Origin of the sequence: Lentzea flaviverrucosa, assembly GCF_003350445.1 — a bacterium.
Lineage (GTDB): Bacteria > Actinomycetota > Actinomycetes > Mycobacteriales > Pseudonocardiaceae > Lentzea > Lentzea californiensis.
The window spans coordinates 503,407-522,925 of record NZ_QQAU01000004.1 but is presented as its reverse complement, the minus strand read 5'-3'; the positions used below and the strand labels follow the sequence as shown (position 1 = coordinate 522,925).

At 68.6% G+C, this 19,519-nt stretch carries 16 protein-coding genes; 8 read left to right on the top strand and 8 right to left on the bottom strand.

The features are described 5' to 3' along the window. Nucleotides 1-14: 14 nt before the first annotated feature. Nucleotides 15-752: a DUF3027 domain-containing protein gene (locus DFR72_RS16165; protein WP_245983019.1), complete on the top strand. Its 738-nt coding sequence runs from the start codon at nucleotides 15-17 to the stop codon at nucleotides 750-752. Beyond that, nucleotides 749-3,523, top strand: a complete 2,775-nt coding sequence (locus DFR72_RS16160; protein ID WP_090065369.1) for a sacsin N-terminal ATP-binding-like domain-containing protein — start codon at nucleotides 749-751, stop codon at nucleotides 3,521-3,523. The genes DFR72_RS16165 and DFR72_RS16160 overlap by 4 nt, the downstream gene beginning before the upstream one ends. Nucleotides 3,524-3,814: 291 nt before the next feature. Here the strand turns inward: DFR72_RS16160 and DFR72_RS16155 are convergent, their stop codons facing one another. The 3 genes from DFR72_RS16155 to DFR72_RS16145 are packed head-to-tail and all read right to left on the bottom strand — an operon-like array spanning nucleotide 3,815 to nucleotide 7,065. Further along, a complete protein-coding gene (locus DFR72_RS16155; RefSeq protein WP_090065370.1) occupies nucleotides 3,815-5,107 on the bottom strand; it encodes an MFS transporter in 1,293 nt (430 codons plus the stop codon). Nucleotides 5,108-5,165: 58 nt separating this feature from the next. After that, the gene (locus tag DFR72_RS16150; protein WP_425459891.1) at nucleotides 5,166-5,591 is read right to left on the bottom strand and encodes a MarR family winged helix-turn-helix transcriptional regulator; all 426 of its coding nucleotides are present in this window, start codon (nucleotides 5,589-5,591) and stop codon (nucleotides 5,166-5,168) included. Between the two features lie 40 nt (nucleotides 5,592-5,631). Continuing rightward, the gene (locus DFR72_RS16145; protein ID WP_090065371.1) at nucleotides 5,632-7,065 is read right to left on the bottom strand and encodes an NCS2 family permease; all 1,434 of its coding nucleotides are present in this window, start codon (nucleotides 7,063-7,065) and stop codon (nucleotides 5,632-5,634) included. A gap of 16 nt (nucleotides 7,066-7,081) precedes the next feature. On the opposite strand from DFR72_RS16145, the gene DFR72_RS46915 reads away from it, so the two are divergent. After that, the gene (locus tag DFR72_RS46915) at nucleotides 7,082-7,345 is read left to right on the top strand and encodes a DUF2530 domain-containing protein (protein ID WP_342768650.1); all 264 of its coding nucleotides are present in this window, start codon (nucleotides 7,082-7,084) and stop codon (nucleotides 7,343-7,345) included. A 6-nt stretch (nucleotides 7,346-7,351) separates the two neighbouring features. Continuing rightward, entirely contained in the window at nucleotides 7,352-8,101 is a 750-nt protein-coding gene (locus DFR72_RS16135) for an ABC transporter permease (RefSeq protein WP_090065373.1), read from the top strand. A 147-nt stretch (nucleotides 8,102-8,248) separates the two neighbouring features. Here DFR72_RS16135 and DFR72_RS16130 read toward each other — a convergent pair whose 3' ends face one another. After that, entirely contained in the window at nucleotides 8,249-8,869 is a 621-nt protein-coding gene (locus DFR72_RS16130; protein ID WP_090065374.1) for a superoxide dismutase, read from the bottom strand. A gap of 86 nt (nucleotides 8,870-8,955) precedes the next feature. Here DFR72_RS16130 and DFR72_RS16125 point away from each other — a divergent pair, with 86 nt between their 5' ends. The 3 genes from DFR72_RS16125 (at nucleotide 8,956) to DFR72_RS16115 (ending at nucleotide 12,064) form a co-directional block, all read left to right on the top strand. After that, a complete protein-coding gene (locus DFR72_RS16125; RefSeq protein ID WP_090065375.1) occupies nucleotides 8,956-10,599 on the top strand; it encodes an ABC-F family ATP-binding cassette domain-containing protein in 1,644 nt (547 codons plus the stop codon). 5 nt (nucleotides 10,600-10,604) lie between these two features. Then, entirely contained in the window at nucleotides 10,605-11,015 is a 411-nt protein-coding gene (locus DFR72_RS16120) for a hypothetical protein (protein WP_030480709.1), read from the top strand. Between the two features lie 83 nt (nucleotides 11,016-11,098). Then, the gene (locus tag DFR72_RS16115; protein ID WP_090065376.1) at nucleotides 11,099-12,064 is read left to right on the top strand and encodes a hypothetical protein; all 966 of its coding nucleotides are present in this window, start codon (nucleotides 11,099-11,101) and stop codon (nucleotides 12,062-12,064) included. A 67-nt stretch (nucleotides 12,065-12,131) separates the two neighbouring features. On the opposite strand, the gene DFR72_RS16110 is transcribed toward DFR72_RS16115, so the two are convergent. Then, nucleotides 12,132-13,628 carry a glutamate-cysteine ligase family protein gene (locus DFR72_RS16110; RefSeq protein ID WP_090065377.1) on the bottom strand — a complete coding sequence of 499 codons (1,497 nt, stop codon included), beginning with the start codon at nucleotides 13,626-13,628 and terminating at the stop codon, nucleotides 12,132-12,134. A 209-nt stretch (nucleotides 13,629-13,837) separates the two neighbouring features. Here DFR72_RS16110 and DFR72_RS16105 point away from each other — a divergent pair, with 209 nt between their 5' ends. Next, entirely contained in the window at nucleotides 13,838-14,629 is a 792-nt protein-coding gene (locus DFR72_RS16105) for a TrmH family RNA methyltransferase (RefSeq protein ID WP_090065378.1), read from the top strand. A gap of 5 nt (nucleotides 14,630-14,634) precedes the next feature. Here DFR72_RS16105 and DFR72_RS16100 read toward each other — a convergent pair whose 3' ends face one another. The 3 genes from DFR72_RS16100 to DFR72_RS16090 all read right to left on the bottom strand — a co-directional run bounded on the left by DFR72_RS16100 (nucleotide 14,635) and on the right by DFR72_RS16090 (nucleotide 19,427). Then, nucleotides 14,635-15,234 (bottom strand): DUF2537 domain-containing protein, encoded by a 600-nt coding sequence (locus tag DFR72_RS16100; protein ID WP_090065379.1) that lies wholly within the window; start codon nucleotides 15,232-15,234, stop codon nucleotides 14,635-14,637. Nucleotides 15,235-15,816: 582 nt separating this feature from the next. After that, nucleotides 15,817-17,658 carry an ABC transporter ATP-binding protein gene (locus DFR72_RS16095; protein ID WP_090065380.1) on the bottom strand — a complete coding sequence of 614 codons (1,842 nt, stop codon included), beginning with the start codon at nucleotides 17,656-17,658 and terminating at the stop codon, nucleotides 15,817-15,819. Continuing rightward, the gene (locus tag DFR72_RS16090; RefSeq protein ID WP_245983017.1) at nucleotides 17,655-19,427 is read right to left on the bottom strand and encodes an ABC transporter ATP-binding protein; all 1,773 of its coding nucleotides are present in this window, start codon (nucleotides 19,425-19,427) and stop codon (nucleotides 17,655-17,657) included. The genes DFR72_RS16095 and DFR72_RS16090 overlap by 4 nt, the downstream gene beginning before the upstream one ends. Between the last annotated feature and the right edge of the window lie 92 nt (nucleotides 19,428-19,519).

Genomic DNA, 19,519 nt, shown 5'->3' with positions numbered 1-19,519 from the left:
GCACAATTCATGACGTGACCGCGACTGAGATGCTCCTCGACGCCGTTGATCTCGCCCGCGCCGCCGCAGAAGAAGAGGCGGGTGTGGAGAGCGTCGGCGCTCATGTCGGGGTGCACGGAGAGGACGAGTACTCCGTCACGCACCTCTTCGAAGCCGAGCACGCCGGCTACCGCGGCTGGAGCTGGGCCGTGACCGTCGCCTACGCAGGCGAGGGTTCCCCCGTCTCCATCAGCGAGGTCGTGCTGCTGCCCGGCCAGGACGCCCTGGTCGCCCCCGAGTGGGTGCCGTGGAGCGAACGGGTCCGTGCCGGTGACCTGGGCGTGGGCGACCTCATGCCGCCCCGGGAGAACGACCCGCGCCTGGTCGAGGCCTACGTGCACTCCGACGACCCCGCGATCGAGGAGGTGGCGCTGGAGATCGGCCTCGGCCGCACCCGCGTCCTGTCCCGCGAGGGCCGCCTCGAAGCTGCCGACCGCTGGGAGACCTCGGACTTCGGCCCGCGTTCCGACATGGCCCGCAGCGCCCCCGCGCACTGCGGCACCTGCGGTTTCTACACCCGCGTGGCCGGCGCGTTCGGCGCCGCGTTCGGCGTCTGCGCGAACGAGATCGCGCCCGCGGACGGCCACGTCGTGCACGTCGAGTACGGCTGCGGCGCGCACTCCCAGGTCGAGGTCGACATCAGCCCGATGGTGCCGGTGGCCGACCTCGTCTACGACGACGCGCAGCTGGACGTCCTGGAAGATTCGGAGTGACCGATCCGTTCGGCACCGAGGCCCTGCGCACCTCGGTCCTCGCCGCATGGCGTGGTTCGCCCACCCGTTTCCGTGAAGACGCGAACGCCGAAGAAGACCTGCGCCTCGGTGGCTACCGGGACCGGCTGCTCGTCGAACTGGCCCAGAACGCCTCCGACGCGGCCGGTTCCACGCCGGGTGTGTTGCGGATCACTCTCATCGACGGTGAGCTGCGTGCCGCCAACACCGGCGCTCCGCTGACGTCCGCCGGCGTCGCCGCGCTGGCTTCGCTGCGGGCGTCGTCGAAGGAGTCCGGCGTCGGGCAGTTCGGCGTCGGCTTCGCGGCCGTGCTGACCGTCTCGGACGCCCCGCGCGTGGTGTCCGTCTCCGGTGGCGTCGAGTTCTCCCTGGCGCGGACGCAGGCCGAGGTCCCGGACCTCGCTTCCGAACGCGGCGGCGACGTGCCGGTGCTGCGCCTGGTCTGGCCGGTCGTCGAGGACGTGCCGGAGGGGTTCGCGACCGAGGTCCGGCTGCCGTTGAAGGTCGACCTGTCGCTGGACGACCTGGCTGCCGAGGTCCCGGACCTGCTGCTGGCCCTGCCGGGGTTGCGGCGGATCGAGATCGGTTCCCAGTCGTGGGAACGCTCCGTCTCCGACGACGGCGTCGTCACGGTCGGTCCGGCGCGCTGGCTGGTCGAGCGGACCGTCGGCGAGCTGCCTTCCGAGCTCGTGCAGGGTGTCGAGCAGCGTCCTCAGTGGACCGTGTCCTGGGCCTACCCGCTGGATTCTCCGTTGGGTGAGGACGTGCTGCACGCGCCGACCCCGACCGACGAGCGGTTGTCGTTGCCGGCTCGGTTGATCGCGACCCTGCCGGTCGAGCCTTCTCGTCGCCGGATCCTGCCCGGGCCTGCGGCGTGGGCCGTGCTGGACGCCGCTGCTGCTGCCTACCCGGCGCTTGTCGCTCGCGTTCCTGCCATCGAGCGGACCTCGCTGGTGCCGCTGCCCGGTTTCCCGTTGTCCGAAGTGGACGATCGGCTGCGTACCGGTGTGCTGCGGTCGTTGCGGGCTTCCGCCTGGTTGCCGTTGGCTTCTGGTGAGTGGATCGAGCCTTCTCGGGCGCGTGTGCTCGATGTCGGCTCCGAGGAGCTCGTCGACCTCGTCGAGGACGCTCTGCCCGGGTTGCTGGACGCTGAGTTGTCCGCCCCTGTGCACGCGGCTGCCTTGGCTGCGCTGGAGGTTCCGCGGGTCACCACCGCCGAGGTCGTCGCGGCTTTGTCCGGGGTCTCTGGTGATCCCGGCTGGTGGCGTGACGTCTATGCGGCGTTTTCGCCGTTGGCCGAGGTGGATCCGGACGTTCGTGAGGCTTTGGCGGCTTTGCCGGTGCCGTTGGCCGACGGGCGTGTGGTCACCGGGCCGCGCACTACTTTGATCGCCGATGAGCCGTTGCCCGGCTTGCGGGTCGTCCACCCCGACGCCGTGCATCCGTTGCTGGTGCGGCTGGGGGCTGTCGAGGCCGGCGCTGCCGAGTTGCTCGCCGATCCTTCGTTGCGCGAGAACGTGGCTCGGTCGTTGGAGGACGCTGAGGCCGGGCTCGACGGGCTGGACCTGGTCGAGACCGTGTTGCGGCTGGTGGATCTCGCTGGGGTTCGGGCCGGTGAGGAGCCCTGGCTGGGGGCGCTTGCCCTGCCGGACTCCGATGGTGAATGGCATCGGGCCGATGAGTTGCTTCTGCCTGATTCGCCGTTGGTCGGTGTGGTCGAGGCTGATGCTTTTCCGTTGTTGTCCAAGGAGATCGCTGAGACTTACTCGCGTGCCGCGTTGGTTGCGGCCGGGGTTGTCGACGGGTTCTCGTTGGTGGTCGATGACGAGCCGTCCGGGCCGGATCATGATCTTGCCGATGAGTCGGCGTGGTGGTCGTCCGTTGTTGATGAGCCCCGTCGGGTGGTGGGGGTCCGGGATCTGGACCTCGTCGCCGACTGGCCTGCGGCGTTGCGGATGCTGGCCGCTGATCCGGTGACTTGGCGCGCGGTCACCGAGCCTGATGGGTACACGGGCTGGTGGATTGCTCGCTACGCGTCGCTCGGGGGTGCCGCGCCTCGCTCGTACCGGCTTCCTGGTGCGTCGTTGTTGGACGGGCTTTTCGACGTTGTGCCGGATTTTGAGTTGCCTGAGCATGTGTTGCGGGCGGCTGGGGTTCGGTCCTCGTTGGAGATTCTCGACGATGACGATGCCGAGTTCGTGTTGGAGCGGCTTGGGGATGCTGATCGTGTAGTCGCTGACGCTGTGGTTTTGCGGGCCCATGCGGGGCTGCCCGAGGGGGATTTTTCGCCGCCTGAGCGGGTTCGGGTGTTGTCCGGGGCCGTCGTTGCCGCTGACGATGTTGTGGTGCTGGATCATCCGTGGTTGCTCGGGGTGGTTCCGGCTTCCCGGGTTTTGCTGGCTGACGGGTCTGAGGAGCTTGCTGACCTGTTGGACCTGGCGTTGGCCTCTGAGGAGTTCGAGGGGTCTCCGGATCACGTCGGTGAGGTTGTTCAGTGGCAGGAACTTGGGGCTGTTCGGATGGCCTGTGAGTTGCTCGAGGTTGCGCTGCCTGACGGTGTTGTGGTTGTGCATGAGGATTTGCAGGTCGACGGGCAGCGGGTTGAGTGGTGGATGGTGGATGGGGTTCCCCATGCTGCTGACTCGCCTGAAGGGCTTGGGCGGGCGTTGGCTTGGGTTTCTGGGCGGTGGGGGGATCGGCACACCTTTGTTGCGCTGATTTCTGATCCCTCTGCGGCTACGTTGCTTGGTTGATTTGCGGGCGGCGACCATGCGGGCGGTCGCCTTGCGAGCGGCCTGGTCGCGGTTGCGTGCGTTTTCCTGGGGGCGCTGCCCCCAGACCCCCGGCAATCTGATCGGGGGAGGGCGCCACGGGCGGGTTGATGGCACGCCTGTTGCGTTGGGCGGCCGCCGGTTGCTCAGAGAGTGCGTTGTGGCGGTGGGGTCCCGTCACGAGCCGCACCAAGAGCGGGCCACATGAGAGAAGGGGTGTCAAGCGGACGAAAAGCGTGTCCGCTTGACACCCCTTCTCTCATGCAGCAAGAGCTATGGCGCGACTCGTGACGGGACCCCACCGCCAGGCCCGCTTGGTAAAGACGGCTCGCCTTCGGCATTGCGTGGGGGTTGTCGCCTTCTCAGCCGCGGCTTCCCGATGTCCCCTCGCTTCACGAGGATGATCCACGCTGTGATCGTCACCAGCATGGACACGGCTCCGCCGATGATGATCGGGGCTCTGCCGTTGATCTCGCCCAGCCAACCCATCAGTGGGCCGCCCACCGGGTTGCCGCCCAGGAACACCAGCATGTAGATGCCCATCACCCGGCCGCGCATCTCTGGTTCTACTGCTAGTTGGATGGTGGCGTTCGCCGTGGTGTTGAAGGTCATCATCGCTACGCCCACCGGGATCATCATCAGGCCGGTCAGGAGCATCGTCGGCATCATGCCCGAGATGATTTCCAGTACGCCGAAGATGACGCCTGAGCCGATGAAGACCGACATCTTCGGTGTTTTTCGTTTGGCTGCCAGGGTTGCGCCTGCGAGGGTGCCTACCGCTATGAGGGTGGAGAGCAGGCCGTAGGCGTCTGCGTCTCCGCCGAAGACGTTGCGGGCCATGATCGCCAGCGTCATGTAGAAGTTCATGCCGAAGGTGGCGATGAAGAACACCAGGAGCATGACCGTCATGAGGTCTGGGCGGCTTCTCACGTAGCGGAGGCCTGAGAGCAGTTGGCCCTTTTCCCTTGGGAGGGGGTCGGAGCGCAGTAGTTGTGTTGTCCGCATCAGCCAGATGCCGCCCACTACGCCTATGAAGCTGATGGCGTTCGCCAGGAAGACCCAACCCGTGCCAATGGCCACGATCGCCAAGCCTGCGATGGCCGGGCCGATGATGCGGGCCAGGTTGAACATCATCGAGTTGATCGCCACGGCGTTGGTCAGCTGGTCGCGGCCTACCATTTCGACCACGAACGATTGGCGCACTGGGGTTTCTACCGCTGAGAAGGCGCCTAGCAGTAAGCAAAGCAGGTAGACGTGCCAGAGTTCCACCACTCCGGTCACGTCGAGGATGCCCAGGGCCAGGGCGCAGATGCCCAGTGCTGATTCCAGCCAGAGCAGGAGTTTGCGCTTGTCCATGCGGTCGGCGAGGACGCCGCCCCACATGGAGAGCAGCAGGACCGGGAGGAACTGGAGTGAAGCGGCGATGCCGAGGGCCATCGGGGAGCCGTTGGACAGTTCCAGGACCAGCCAGTCCTGGGCCACTCGCTGCATCCAGACGCCGACCAGCGAGATGATCTGGCCCGAGGCGTAGAGGCGGTAGTTGTATATGCCTAACGATCCGAACATTCCGGTACGACGAGGTGGCGAACTGTCTGCTCCACCACCCGCGTAACCCGACACGTTCTTACCGACCCGCCATCCTGTCGATGATTTCGGCGGCGTGTGTGAGCAGTTCCCGTTCCTCGGGGTCCAGCTCGGCCAGCCTCTTGTCCAGCCACGCTTCGCGGGCCGTGATCTCGTCTTCCAGGTACGACAAGCCTTCGCCCGTGAGCTCGACGATGGCTTGACGGCCGTCGGTGGGGTGCGGGCTCCTGGTTGCGAAGCCGAACTCCTCCAGGGCGGCGATCACGCGCGTCATCGACGGCGGCTGCACGCCTTCTTTTGCCGCCAGTTCGCCTGGGGTCAGCGGGCCGCACTTGTGCAGTGTGGAGAGTGCTGACACCTGGGTGAGCGACACCGACGAGTTGGTGCGCTGCGCCCGCAGGCGGCGGTTGAGGCGAACGACGGCAAGCCTGAGCCTGCTCGCCAGTCCGTGCTGATCGATCGCCACGTAGTTAGCATACCTCACGAAATAGTTTCCTGCCGAAAGGTCAACTCACCAGGGCCTGGATAGGTCCCAGTGAGAAGTAGACGACGAAAGCGGCCGCCACGACCCACATCAGCGGGTGGATTCCGCGCGCCTTGCCAGTCATGGCCTTGAGCAGCACGTAGCTGACGAAGCCGGCGCCGATGCCGTTCGCGATCGAGTAGGTGAACGGCATGACGACGATCGTGAGGAACGCGGGGAGGGCGATGCTGAAGTCGCTGAAGTCGATGTCGCGGATCTGCATCATCATCAGCGCGCCGACGATCACCAGCGCGGGCGCGGCGGCCTCGATCGGCACGACCTCGTAGAGCGGCGTGAAGAACATCGCCAGGAGGAACAGGACGCCGGTCACGACGTTCGCGAGGCCCGTCCTGGCGCCCTCCGCGATGCCGGACGCGGATTCGATGTAGACGGTGTTCGACGAGCTGGACGCGGCACCGCCGGCCACGGCGCCGAGGCCGTCGACGAACAGGGCCTTGCTGACGTTGGGCAGCTGGCCGTCCTCCTTGATCAGGTCGGCCTCCTTGCCCAGGCCGGTCATCGTGCCGACGGTGTCGAAGAAGTCGGTCAGGACGAGGGTGAAGACGATCAGCGCGGCGGCCAGTGCCGGGATCCTGGTCCAGGCGCCGAACGACACGTCGCCGAGCAGGCTGAGGTCCGGGACGCCGAAGACCTGGTCGGGCAGGGCGGGGTAGCCGAGGTTCCAGCCCTTGGCGTTGACGCCGGCGGACGGGCCCGCCTTGACGATCGCCTCGAGGACGATCGCGAAGATCGCCGTCGCGACGATGCCGATGAGGATCGCGCCCTTGATCCTGCGCGCGAACAGCACACCCGTGACGACGAGGCCCACGACGAAGACGAGGGTCGGCCAGCTCGCGATCGACCCGTTGATGCCGAGACCGACCGGCACCGTGGTGTTCGCGGCGTCCGGGAGGCGGCGGACGAAGCCGGCGTCGACCAGGCCGATGAAGGTGATGAACAGGCCGATGCCGACGGCGATCGCGGCTTTGAGCTCGTTCGGCACGGCGTTGAACACCGCGGTCCGCACGCCCGTGACGACCAGAAGGAGGACGACCAGGCCGTTGACGAGGATGAGCCCCATCGCCTCGGGCCAGGTGACCTTCGCCGCGACGGAGACCGCGACGAACGAGTTGATGCCCAAACCTGTGGCCAGCGCGAACGGGTAGTTGGCGATGAGTCCGAAGAGGATGGTCATCACACCGGCGACCAGCGCCGTCACCGCCGCCACCTGGCCGACGGGGAGGATGTTGCCGAGCACGTCCGGGTGCGATCCGGGACCGGTCGGCGCGAAGCTGCCGATGATCAGCGGGTTCAGCACGACGATGTACGCCATCGTGAAGAAGGTCACGACACCGCCGCGCACCTCGCGCGCCACGGTCGACCCGCGCTCGGAAATCTTGAAGAACCCGTCCAGCATCTGCTCTCCTTACGATGTGTCCGAACGCGACTCCGCCCCACACCCGCCTTCGTTGCCGCACAGGCTGGCAGATCCCGTGCCTGTCGTGCTGGGTGGTACCGCGCTGTGGTTCCTCGGGTTTTTCGTGGTCCTGCTCTTCGATCGATCGAACAGCACCCTGATCTGGACGACCCTGTCCGGAAGCTCGCTCGGGATCATCGGGTACGGAGTGTTCTACTGGCAACGCCGGGCCGCGAGGCGAGGGTCACGCGGGGCCCAGCAGGGCCTCGAAGACGCGTAGCCGCGCATGATCCTCGCCACCGACTGGGTTCGGCTGCTGATCGTCTGCGTCGTCTTCACGGCCGCCGCCGGTGCCATCGCGTGGTTCGCCGGTCTCGCCACGCCGAAGCCGTTCCTCAAGGCGGCGGCACGTGCCGCCCTCCAGCTCGCGGCCGTGTCGGCCGTGATCACGTTCGTCCTGACCCACCTCGGGCTCACGTGGGCGTTCCTCGGCGTGATGGCCGTCGTGGCCACCGCCACCTCGGCCCGGCGCACCGGGGCGGGCCGCAAGGGTGTCTGGGTCGCGCTCTCGATCCTGGTCGGCGCTGTCCCCGCGCTCGGCCTGCTGCTCGCCATCGGTCTGCTTCCCGTCCAGGGCATCGCGCTGATCCCGGTGGGCGGCATCCTGATCGGTGGTGCCATGACCGCCACCACGCTGTCCGCACGGAGGGCCCTTGACACCTTCAGGGACCGCCACGGCGAGTACGAGGCGGCCCGCGCGATGGGCTTCGGCGAACGTGACGCGGTCTGCCTGATCATCCGCCACCCCGCTGCCGAGGCGCTGCTGCCGCCGCTCGACCAGACCAGGACGGTCGGGCTTGTCACCCTTCCGGGTGCATTCGTCGGAATGCTGCTCGGCGGCGCGCCGGTCTGGCAGGCCGGTGCCCTGCAGATCGTGGTGCTCCTGGCCCTGCTGGCCGTCGAGGCCGCCGCCGTGGCGACCGTCGTCGAACTGGTCGCGAGGGGTCTGATCAGGAGGCCTTCCCAAGACAGCTAAGTTAGGCTAACCTAAGTCTCGTCGCTTCGTGGTGGGAGCGGCAGTCAGTTCGGGAACGGACGAGGCCCCCCTCTGGGCAGAGGGGGGCCTCGTCGTTTTTCAGCAGCAGGAGCTTGTCGGAGCATCCACTGCCGAAGCCTCAGCGGGTCAGAGCCGCAGGCCGTTCTGGCCCGCACGCGCCGCTTCGAAGCGGGCGTTGACGTCGTCCCAGTTGACGACGTTCCACAGAGCCGAGATGTAGTCGGCCTTCAGGTTGCGGTACTGCAGGTAGTACGCGTGCTCCCAGATGTCGAACGCGAGCAGCGGCGTGGTCGCGATCGACAGGTTCGAGTGGTGGTCCTTGAGCTGCAGCGTGACCAGCTTCTGCCCGATCGGCTCCCACGCGAGGATGCCCCAGCCGGAGCCCTGGATCGAGGACGCGGCGGCGTTGAGCTGGCCGCGGAACTTGTCGAACGAGCCGAAGTGCTCGTCGATCGCCGCCGCGAGCTCGCCGACCGGCTTGTCGCCGCCGTCGGGTGAGAGGTTCTTCCACCACACCTGGTGCAGCGCGTGGCCCGCCAGGTGGAACGCCAGCGTGGTCTCGAGGCCGACGATGGAGCCGAAGGACTCCTTGTCGCGGGCCTCCTCGATCTGCTCCAGCGTGTCGTTCGCGCCCTTCACGTAGGCCGCGTGGTGCTTGCCGTGGTGCAGCTCGTTGATCTCGCCGATGATCGCCGGCTCGAGGTCGCCGTAGTCGTAGTCGAGATCCGGCAGCACGTACTGGCCCATGACGTCTCCTGCAATCTATTGGTACTTGCAACTTACTAGCAACAAGGCCGAGTAAACCAGTTGCGGAGGGCCGTACCGTCGACAGCGTGTCCGTGCTGACAGCCAGGAACGTTTCGCTGTCGTTCGGTCCGAGGACCGTGATCTCGGAGGTTGATTTCGATGTTTCGCCTGGTGACCGCGTCGGCCTGATCGCGCCCAACGGCGTCGGCAAGTCCACGTTGCTCCGCCTGCTCGCCGGTGAGCTGCCGCCGGAATCCGGATCTGTCTCCAGCACCGGGACCGTCGCGCACCTGACGCAGGAGACCCTCCACGTAGCCGGAGAGTCGTTGCGCGACCACCTCGCGCGCCGCACCGGCGTCGCGCAGGCCGAGCGGTGGCTGCAGCGGGAGGCCGAGGCACTCGCGGACGGCGGCGGCGAGCGCTACTCCGACGCGTTCGACCACTGGACCGCCATCGGTGCCGGTGACTTCGACGAACGCGCTGACGTCGTCTGCGAACGCCTGGGGCTGCGGGCCGACCTGCTCGACGGCCGGGAGCCGGACGAGTTGTCCGGTGGCCAGCAGGCGCGGCTCAGGCTCGCCGCGGTCCTCCTCACGCGTGCCGACGTGCTGCTGCTCGACGAGCCGACGAACGACCTCGACGCCGCCGGGCTCGACCTGCTGGAGTCCCACGTCGGGGCGTACCAGGGCGCGATCGTGCTGGTCAGCCACGACCGGGAGTTCCTCGCGCGCACCACGACCGCGATCGCCGAACTCGACGAGTTCTCCCACAAGATCGCCGTGTTCGGTGGCGGGTGGGACGCCTACGTCGAGGAGAAGGCGAACGCGGAACGCCGGGCGCACGAGGAGTACGAGGCGTACGAGACCAAGCGCGAGTCGCTGACTCAGCGCAGCCGTCAGGTGCGGGAGTGGTCGCGCAAGGGTGTGCGCCGGGCGACGAGTGCCAAGACGCAGAACGACGAACCGGACCGCAACATCCGGGCCGCCCACAAACGCGGCGCGGAGGGCCTGACCGCCAAAGCGTCCGTTGTGGACCGTCAGCTCGCGAGGATGGAGGAGGTCGAGGAACCGCGCGAGGCGTGGCAGCTCCGGCTCACCCTCCCGTCGGCGGGACGCGGCAGCTCGGTCGCGTTCACCCTGCGCCAGGCCGTGGTCAGCCGCGGCGACGTGACGCTCGGGCCGATCGACCTCACGATCGGCGCCGGCGAGCGGTGGCGGATCACCGGGCCCAACGGCTCCGGCAAGTCGACGCTGCTCGGCGCGCTGCTCGGCCGCATCCCGCTCACGCGCGGAGATCGCTCGACCGGCCCCGGTGTCGTCGTCGGTGAGGTCGACCAGCTGCGGGCCGAGTTCGCGAGCGACGACAGCGCGTTGCGGATCGTGGCGGACGCGGCCGGGCTGCCGGACGTCGAGGTGCGCACGCTGCTGGCCAAGTTCCGGCTCGGTGCCGACGCCGTGCTGCGGCCGGCACGGGAGCTCTCACCGGGCGAACGCACCCGCGCCGGCTTGGCCTTGTTGCAAGCTCGTGGCACGACCTGTTTGGTCCTGGACGAACCCACGAACCACCTCGACCTGCCGGCCATCGAACAGCTGGAACAGGCGCTCGAAAGCTACGAGGGAACGTTGTTGCTGGTCACGCACGATCGGCGGCTCGCATCGGCCGTGCGGGTGGATCACGAGATCAACGTCCGCGACCTTCTCACGTTTCCTCGTGTGAAGGGTGGAAGATAGGAGTCATGACCACCGAGGAGGACTGGCCGGTCGAACAGACCTGGTCGATGCGCAACACCCACTGGCACGCCTATGTGGAGCACACGTCACTCGATCACGCCTCTCCTCGGCAGGTTCGGCTGGAACGCACCCCAGAGGAAGTGCTCACGTCGCCGGCCGAGGTCGCCGCGTGGCTGGAGGTCAACCTCCGCAGCGCGACGAGGCCCGAGGAGACCGGCAAGAAACGCGTGAAGGACGAACGCGACTTCACCGACTCCAACCGCGTGCACGCCTCACTCGCGTCGCGCGGTGAGTCGATCTACACCGGCGTGAAGGGCGAGCTGACGCTGGCGGTCGAGGCCGTGACGCCCGACGAGTGCCGGACGTCCCACGACGGTGCGGACGTCGCGCCGTTGAAGGCAGGTCGCCGCCGCTAGACCGGCTCCCGGACGTCGAGGCCTGAGGCTGGACGGCACCGCTACATTCGATTCCCTGGGGGAGTTTCTCGCTGGGGGATTCTATGAAGCGGTTCCTGCCTGCTCTGGGCGCGCTGGTTCTCGTCGCGGCGGTCGTCGGAGCTGTTGTGTGGCAACGGCCTGAGGCGTCATCGGAGGCCATCGCCGCCGGTGACGTCGTGCTGCAGCACTCGGACGGCTCGCTGCTGTGGCGTTCCGGTCAGCCGGAGACGCCGCTGGTCCAGCAGGTGCTGCGGGAACTCGGGACGGTCGGGACGTCTCTCGACCAGCTCCGCGCCGCGGGCGGCGCGCTGGTGGTCACGACGATCGACTCGAAGGCGCAGGCCGGTGCGACGGAGGTGATCCGTCAGCTGGCGGCCGCACGCCCGGCGTCGATCACGGCGGTCGACCCGGCCAATGGCAGCGTGAGGGCGTACGCGCCGGGGCTGGACCCCGCCGCGGACCACGCCGGTGGCGTGGTCAGGGCTGCCGGCGACGCGACGCGGCCGTTCGGGTCGGTGGCGCTCATGCGAGCGGCCGGGGTGCCGGAGAGCGCGGAGGTCGGGGGCAGGAGGACGGACCTGCTCGCCACCGGCGAGGCGCTGCTGAGGCCGCTCGACGTCGCGACCGCCTACGCGACCTTCGCGGCTGAGGGCATGCACCACGAGACGCACTTCGTCACCCACGTCACCGAGGCCGGCGGCAAGACGCTGTACCGGGCGGCGACCGCGTCCAGGCCCGCTCTGGGCCTGGATCCCGGGCGCAGCAAGGAGTTCGCGGCGCGGGTCACCGAGGAGTTGCGTGCCGATCCGCTCTGCGGCGACCACCCGGAGGCGGCGTGCCTGCCCGTCGAGGTGAAGGACGGGGACGTGGTCCGGCACGCCTGGATGATCGGGTACACCCCGCGGCTGGCGGTCGTCGTCTTCGTGGGCGCGGACTCGAGCGTCGAGGTGCAGGGCAGGCCGGTCACGGCGACGGGCCTGCCCAACGACGTGCTGCGGGCGTTCCGGAGCAAGCTGACGACGTGGTGAACCGGACTAGGCCCTGTCCTGTAAGTCCGTTCGATGAGAGTCACGGTCGAGACTTGCAGGGCAGGGCCTAGCCGACGTGCCACGTGTGCACGGGCTCGCCCGCGTGCATCAGCTCCATGTACCGCTTGAGCATGCCGGACAGCGCCGCGTCCCTCGACATGCCGCGTTCTTCCAGCAGCGCAACGGTTTCCCGCTGCCACGACGATCCCGTGCGCCGCGCGAGGCAGCGCTGCTCGATCACGCCGAGGTAGCGTTCGCGGGCCTCGTCGGAGACGCCGCAGTCACGCAGGCCCTCGTGCGCCATCGGCAGGAGTCGGCGCAGCACGAGCTCGTCCGGAGGGATCCAGCCGATGCCCGGCCAGTACAGCTGGGCGTGCATGCCGTGCCTGGCGCCGGTGTAGAGGTTCTCCTCGGCCGCCTGGAAGGACATCTGCGTCCACAGTGGACGTTCCTGCGAGGTGAGCGCGCGCTGCGCACCGTAGAAGAAGGCTGCGTTGGCCATCGTGTCGAGCACCGTGGGACCCGCGGGCAGGACCCGGTTCTCGACGCGCAGGTGCGGCACGCCGTCGACGACGTCGTAGACCGGGCGGTTCCAGCGCCAGATCGTGCCGTTGTGCAGGCGCAGCTCCGAAAGACGAGGCGCGCCACCGGCTTCCAGGACCTCCAACGGGTCCTCGTCGTCGGTTTCGGGCAGCAGGCTGGGGAAGTAGCGCACGTTCTCCTCGAACAGGTCGAAGATCGACGTGATCCACCGTTCACCGAACCACACGCGCGGACGGACGCCCTGGTTCTTCAGCTCGTCCGGGCGGGTGTCGGTGGCCTGCTCGAACAACGGGATGCGGGTCTCGTGCCAGAGCGCCTTGCCCAGCAGGAAAGCCGAGTTCGCGGCGATGGCGACCTGGACCCCGGCCAGGCACTGCGCGGCGTTCCAATGCGCGGCGAAGTGCGTCGGCTCGACCTGCAGGTGCAGCTGCACCGAGGTGCACGCGGCCTCCGGCAGGATCGAGTCCGCGTAGCTGAGCAGCTTCTCCGGCCCCTTGCCCGGCATCGCCGGGCCCTCCATGTGCAGCACCATCTCTTCGCCACGGGCCTTGAAGATGGTGTCGTTGAGCAGCGCGTACCGCGGCCCGTCGGAGAGCCACTTGCGGTCGAAGTGCCGCTCCCGCAACGTGGGCAGCAGGCCGATCATGGCGAGGTTCGCGCCCGCGTCGTTGGCCTTGGAGTCCGCGTTGTCGAGCGACTGCCGCAGTTCCTCCTCCAGGCCGAGCATCTCACCCCCGGCGAGCTCCCGCGGGGGGACGTTGATCTCCAGGTTCTGCTGTCCCAGCTCCAGGGTGTAGGAGGGGTCGTCGATCTTCTCGAGGACCTCCGAGTTCGCCATCGCCGGCCGCATCGCGTCGTCGACGAGGTTCAGCTCGATCTCGAGCCCCATCTGGCGACGGGGAAAGGAGAACGTGTCTTCGGCCAGCATCGTGGCCAATGCGTCGAGACTCCGCTGCATCTTCTCCCGATAACGCTGGCGGTCGTCTCTGGTGAAAGTGCGGCTGGACACTTCACTTCCCATGCCGCTACCCCTTCGCTCGGCGCCGGTGGGCGCGGGCCAGGCGGAACGCCAAAAGTGACACAGCGCGATCCCCCTTTACATCGCCCAAAACGGTGCTCTCTGTCACGTGGAGGTAACAACCAGCGATCATCCGCTGGTCGGGCGTGTGCGGTTCCGCCCTCCGGACTACCTCGCCTGTTCCACACCGCGCCGGATGCGAAACTTCCGGCGTGGCTGACGTGATCGAGATCTACGACCCGGCTGACGCCCGGCTGGACGACTTCCGCGACCTGTCGACGGCCGATCGCAGGCCCGACCGGCCGGGAGGACGGGGTCTCGTCATCGCCGAAGGCGTCGTCGTGGTGGAACGTCTGCTGGCATCGCCGTACCCGGTGCGCGGGCTGCTCGGGGTGCGGCGCAGGATCGAGGCGCTGGACCTTTCTGACCTGGACGTTCCCGCCTACGTGACGTCAGCAGAGGTTATGGCGTCGGTCGTTGGTTTCCACTTGAACCGGGGTGTACTCGCGGCGGCTGACCGCGCCCCCGCCGTGTCGTTCGACGAGCTCGCCTCAGGCGCCCAGCGCCTCGCCGTGCTCGAAGGCGTGGGCGACCACGAGAACCTCGGATCGATCTTCCGCAACGCCGCGGCACTGGGCGTCGACGGCGTAGTTCTCGGCCCGGGTTGCAGCGACCCGCTGTACCGGCGCAGCGTGCGGGTCTCGATGGGGCACGTGCTGCGCGTGCCGTTCGCTACCACGGATCAGTGGCCCGCGGCGCTGAACCTGTTGAGGCAAAAGGGTTATACAGTTGCCGCGCTGACGCCCCGCTCGTCCGCCCTGCAACTTGCAGACGCAGGTTTGCGCGGCCGTCGCGTGGCGGTCCTGCTCGGCTCGGAGGGACCAGGCCTCACCGACGAGGCCATCGACGCCGCCGACCTGGCCGTGCGCATTCCGATGTCGTCGGGCGTGGACTCGCTGAACGTGGCCACCGCCGGCGCGGTGGCGTTCCACGCGCTGCTTTAGAGGTCTTAGAGCAGGGTCAGGATCAGGGCGAGCCAGGCGACGAGCACCCCGGTCACGACGCCGTACGCGACCCAGCGCCACACCGGCACGTTGCGCCCCAGCCAGACGCTCGGCGCCAGGCCACCGACCACCAGGACGTTCGCGACCAGGGCCAGCCACCGGCTCGTCTCACCCAGGCCCAGCGACAACGACACGACGGTCACCGTGACGATCGCGGCCGTGATGACGCTGACCGTGAGCCCGGTGCCCCACGGCGTCGGCTCCGGCTCGGCCTCGGGTTCCGCGGTGAACGCGGCCTCGACCGGCACCTCGGGCGCGTCCACGGTGAGCAGGTCGCCGCTGACCGGGTCGGTGTAGCTGACGGGGGAGTTCATGACCGCGGCGAGCCTGCCCGCGAGCTGCTTGCCCCTGCGTGCGATCAGCGCACGGGCCACGCCGTCGGACGGCGACTCGGTGCGCACCACCGCGTCGGCGACCTTCGCCCACTCGTGCAGCGCCTCGGCGAGATCGGCACCGAGGGGCAGGCTGTGCGGGTCGACCTCGCGCTCACCGGAATCGTCTTCTCCGGCGAGCACGGCACGGCCGTCCCGGACTCGCAACTCCACAGAGCCCTCCTTGGTCTGGCTGTCGGGCAGAACCTATCGGACGTGGAGGGTGGGGAGAACGGATCAGGGGTTTGGCGGGGCGGGTGTTCGGCTGGTGGGCGGGTTGGGACCGTGCGGGTCGGCTTGCGTGGGCATGTCGCGTTCCAGCGGGGTGTCACCTGCCGTGCGGGCGGTCGCCTTGCGAGGGCGGGCGGGCTGGCAGCGCGCGGGTCGGCTCCCGTGGGCATGTCCCGTTCCGGCGGGGCGGTCACCAGTGCGCTCAGGTCACCTTGCGTGGGTGGCCGGGCGGGTAGTACCGGGCCGGTGCTGGTCATCACCGCTTGAACGGCCCTCAAAGGTTCACACGCCTCGGCTTCGCCCTTGCGATTGGCGGCAGGGAGGCTCGGCTTCGCCGTTGCCCTGCGCGTGCGGAGGGACGCCCCGGCTCCGCCCTTGCGTTGGGCGGCAGGGTGGTTCGCCATGTCTTGGCCGTGCGGCGGCCTGACCGTGCGGCTTGGCCGTGCGCCTGCCGTGGGTCGGCGACAGGAGCCGTGAGGTCGCGTTCGCGCCAGATCCCCATTGGCGCGAACGCGACCTGCAGGCCTACGCGAGCGAGTCGCGCCAGGCCGTGTGCAGGGCGGCGAACCTGCCCCGCTCGCCGATCAGCTCCTCCGGGGAGCCGTCTTCCACCACAATGCCACCATCCAGCACCAGGACGCGGTCCGCGATCAGGACCGTCGACAGGCGGTGGGCGATGATGAACGCGGTTCGGTCCGCCAGCACTGTTTCCAGTGCTGCCTGCACGGCGCGTTCGGTGGGCACGTCCAAGGATGATGTTGCCTCATCCAGGACCAGCACCGCCGGATCTGCGAGGAACGCGCGGGCGAAGGCCACCATCTGGCGTTGTCCCGCGGACAGGCGGCCGCCTCGTTTGCGGACGTCCGTGTCGTAGCCGTCCGGGAGGGCTGCGATGAACTCGTGTGCGCCCACCTCGGCTGCTGCAGCCTCGATCTCCGCCCGTGAAGCGGATGGGCGGCCCAGGGCGATGTTGTCCGCTACCGAGCCGGAGAACAGGAAGTTCTCCTGCGTCACCATCACCACGGCCCGGCGCAGGTCCGTGTCCGTCACCGAGCGCAGGTCCGTGCCGTCGAGCTGCACGGAACCCTCTGACGGGTCGTAGAAGCGGGCCACGAGCTTCGCCACCGTGGTCTTGCCGGCTCCGGTCGCGCCCACCAAGGCCACTGTCTCGCCCGCCGGCACGTCCAGCGAGAAGCGCGGCAGCACCTGCCGGGACGTGCCGGGGTACTGGAACTCCACGTCGGCGAACCGGACGGCGCCCCGTGCGTGGGGCATGGCCACCGGTGACGTCGGTTGCGGTACGGACGGCTGTTCCTCCAGGACGCCCGAGATCTTCTCCAGGGCGGCGGTGGCGGAGGAGTAGGAGTTCGCGAACATCGCCAGCTCGTCGAACGGGTCGTAGAAGCGGCGCAGGTACAGCATGAACGCCGCCAGCACGCCCAGTTCGATGGCGCCGTCCGCGACTCGGTAGGCGCCCCAGGCGAGGACGACTGCCAGCGACACGTTGCCGATCGCGCGGATCGTCGAGACGAACGTGGCCATCACGCCCAGCGCGTCGGTGTTCGCGTCGCGGAACTGACCGTTGAAGCCCGCCATGATCTGCTCGTTGCGGGGCTGGCGCCGGAACGCCTGCACCGCGCGGATGCCGTTCATGGACTCCACGAACTGCACGATGATCTTGGCGATCGCGCCGCGCGTGCCCCGGTACGCCTCCATCGAGCGCCGGCGGAACCAGCGCCACAGGAAGTACAGCGGCACGAAGCCCGCGATCACGACCGACGCCAGCGGGGCGTCGAGCCAGATCAGGATCACCGCGATGCCCACGACCGACAGCGCGGCGTTGAACAGGCTGTCCAGGCCCTCTTCCAGCAGGTCCTGCAACGCGTCGACGTCGCTGGTCAGCCGGGAGATGACCTTGCCGGACGTGTACGACTCGTGGAAGCCGACCGACAGGCCCTGCGAGTGCCGGAAGATCCGGCCGCGCAGGTCCAGCAGCAGGTCCTGGCCCACCCGGCCGGAGACCCGCAGGAACGCCCAGCGCAGGAACGTCATCAGCAGCGCGCAGACCCCGTAGCCCACCACACACCAGATCAGGACCGCCGGACTGCCGCCCACCGCGGCGGGGATGCCGCGGTCGATCGCGGCGGCGATCAGCAGCGGGCCCGCTAGTGCCGCCAGGTTGCCGGTGACCACCGCGGCGATCGCCAGTGACGTGCGGGCGACGTGCGGGCGCAGCAACGAACCCAGCAGACGGCGCGAGCGGGCCTGCAGGCGCAGACCCGTCGAGTACGAGATCTCCTCGATCTCCTCGGAGGCGACGCCGCGCCACTCCTCTTCAGCCGCAACAGGTGCGACAACTTCACTCACGACGCCACCTCCTCTTCGACCAGGTCTTCGTCCATGCTGGACAGAAGACGCTTGTACTCGTCGTTGGTGTCCAACAACTCCCGGTGCGAGCCGATCGCCTCGATCTTGCCGTCGACCAGCAACGCCACGCGGTCGGCCAGCTGCACGGTCGACGACCTGTGCGCCACGACCAATGCCGTCGTCTCGCTCAGCACGCGCCGCAGCGCGCCCTCCACCTCGGCCTCGGTGTGGACGTCCAGCGCGGACAACGGGTCGTCCAGCACCAGCACCGCCGGCTTGCCGACGACCGCGCGGGCCAGCGCCAGCCGCTGCCGCTGACCACCGGACAGCGACAGGCCCTGCTCACCGATCCGGGTCGCGAGGCCCCACGGCAGGGCCTCCACGAACTCCTCCGCCTTGGCCACCCGCAACGCCTCGCGCACCTGGGCCTCGGTGACGTCCGGCAGGCCCAGGCCGACGTTCTCGGTCACCGACGCGGAGAACAGCACCGGTTCCTCGAACGCCATGCCCACGACGGTCCGCAGGTCCTCCAGCGAGAGGTCCCGCACGTCGGTGCCGTCGATGGTGATCCGGCCGCCGGTCACGTCCGCGAGCCGCGGCACGAGCGCGGTCAGCGTCGTCTTGCCCGACCCCGTCGTGCCGACCAGCGCCACCGTCTCACCGGGACGCAGGTCGAGGTCGACGCCCGACAGCACCTCGCGGCCGTCGTCGAACGCGAACCGCACGCCCTCGAAACGAACGTGCCCGCGCAGCGGCGTGGGCAGCGGCGCGGGCGAGGCGGGGCCGGTGATCGCGACGGGGGAGTCGATGACCTCCCAGTAGCGTTCCAGCGCCGAGGCGGTCTGGTTCGTCTCCGCCAGCAACCAGCCGATGGAGTCGACCGGCCAGCGCAGGTAAGCGCTCACCGCGACCGCGGCGACCAGCGTGCCGACCGTCATCCAGCCCTGCACGATGCCGACCGCGCCGACCGCGAGCATGCCCGCGATCGACAGCTCCGGCAGCACGATCAGCACCGACCACAGCGCGGCCAGGATCGAGATCTTGTTCAGTTCGGTCGTCCGCAGTTCACGGGCCTGCGCCATGAACCGCTTCGACAGCTCCGGCCCGCGCCCGAACGCCTTGAGCACCCGGATGCCGAGCACCGACTCCTCGACCGTCGTGGTCAGATCGCCCGCCTGGTCCTGCGCCCTGCGCGCCACGACCTTGAACTTCGCCTCGAAGAAGTACGAGATGACGATCAACGGCAGCGCGCCGCACAGCGACACGATCAGCAGCCACGGCGAGAGCGAGGCGATGATGCCCAGCCCGATCAGCACGACCACGCTGTTCACGATCAGGAAGACGATCGCGAACGCCACGAACCGCCGCACGGTCGTGAGGTCGTTCGTCGCGCGCGACAGCAACTGGCCGGACTGCCACCGGTCGTGGAACGACACCGGCAGCCGTTGGAGGTGCTTGTACAGGTCGAACCGCATGCGCGCCTCGACCTCGGCCGCGGGCCGGGCGACGATCTTGCGCCGGACGTAGAACAGCACCGCCTCGCCGATGCCGAGCACCAGCACCCCGGCGATCAGCCAGGGCAGCGGACCGGTCTGCTTGTTCTGAATAGGACCGTCGACGATGCGCTGCGTCAGCAGCGGGATGCCGAGTCCGCACAGCATCGCGAGCATCGTCGCCGACAGCACGACAGTCATCCGTGCGCGGTGCGGCCGCACGTACGGCCACAACCTCCGCAAGGTCCTGATCGTCGAGTTACGTTGATCGCTCACGCGGTGAGCCCCCTCCAGGTCGTCTCCACGGTACGAAGTACGACCGACACTCAGCATCCGGTTTTTCTCCCACCGGAGCCTCCTGTCTCGAC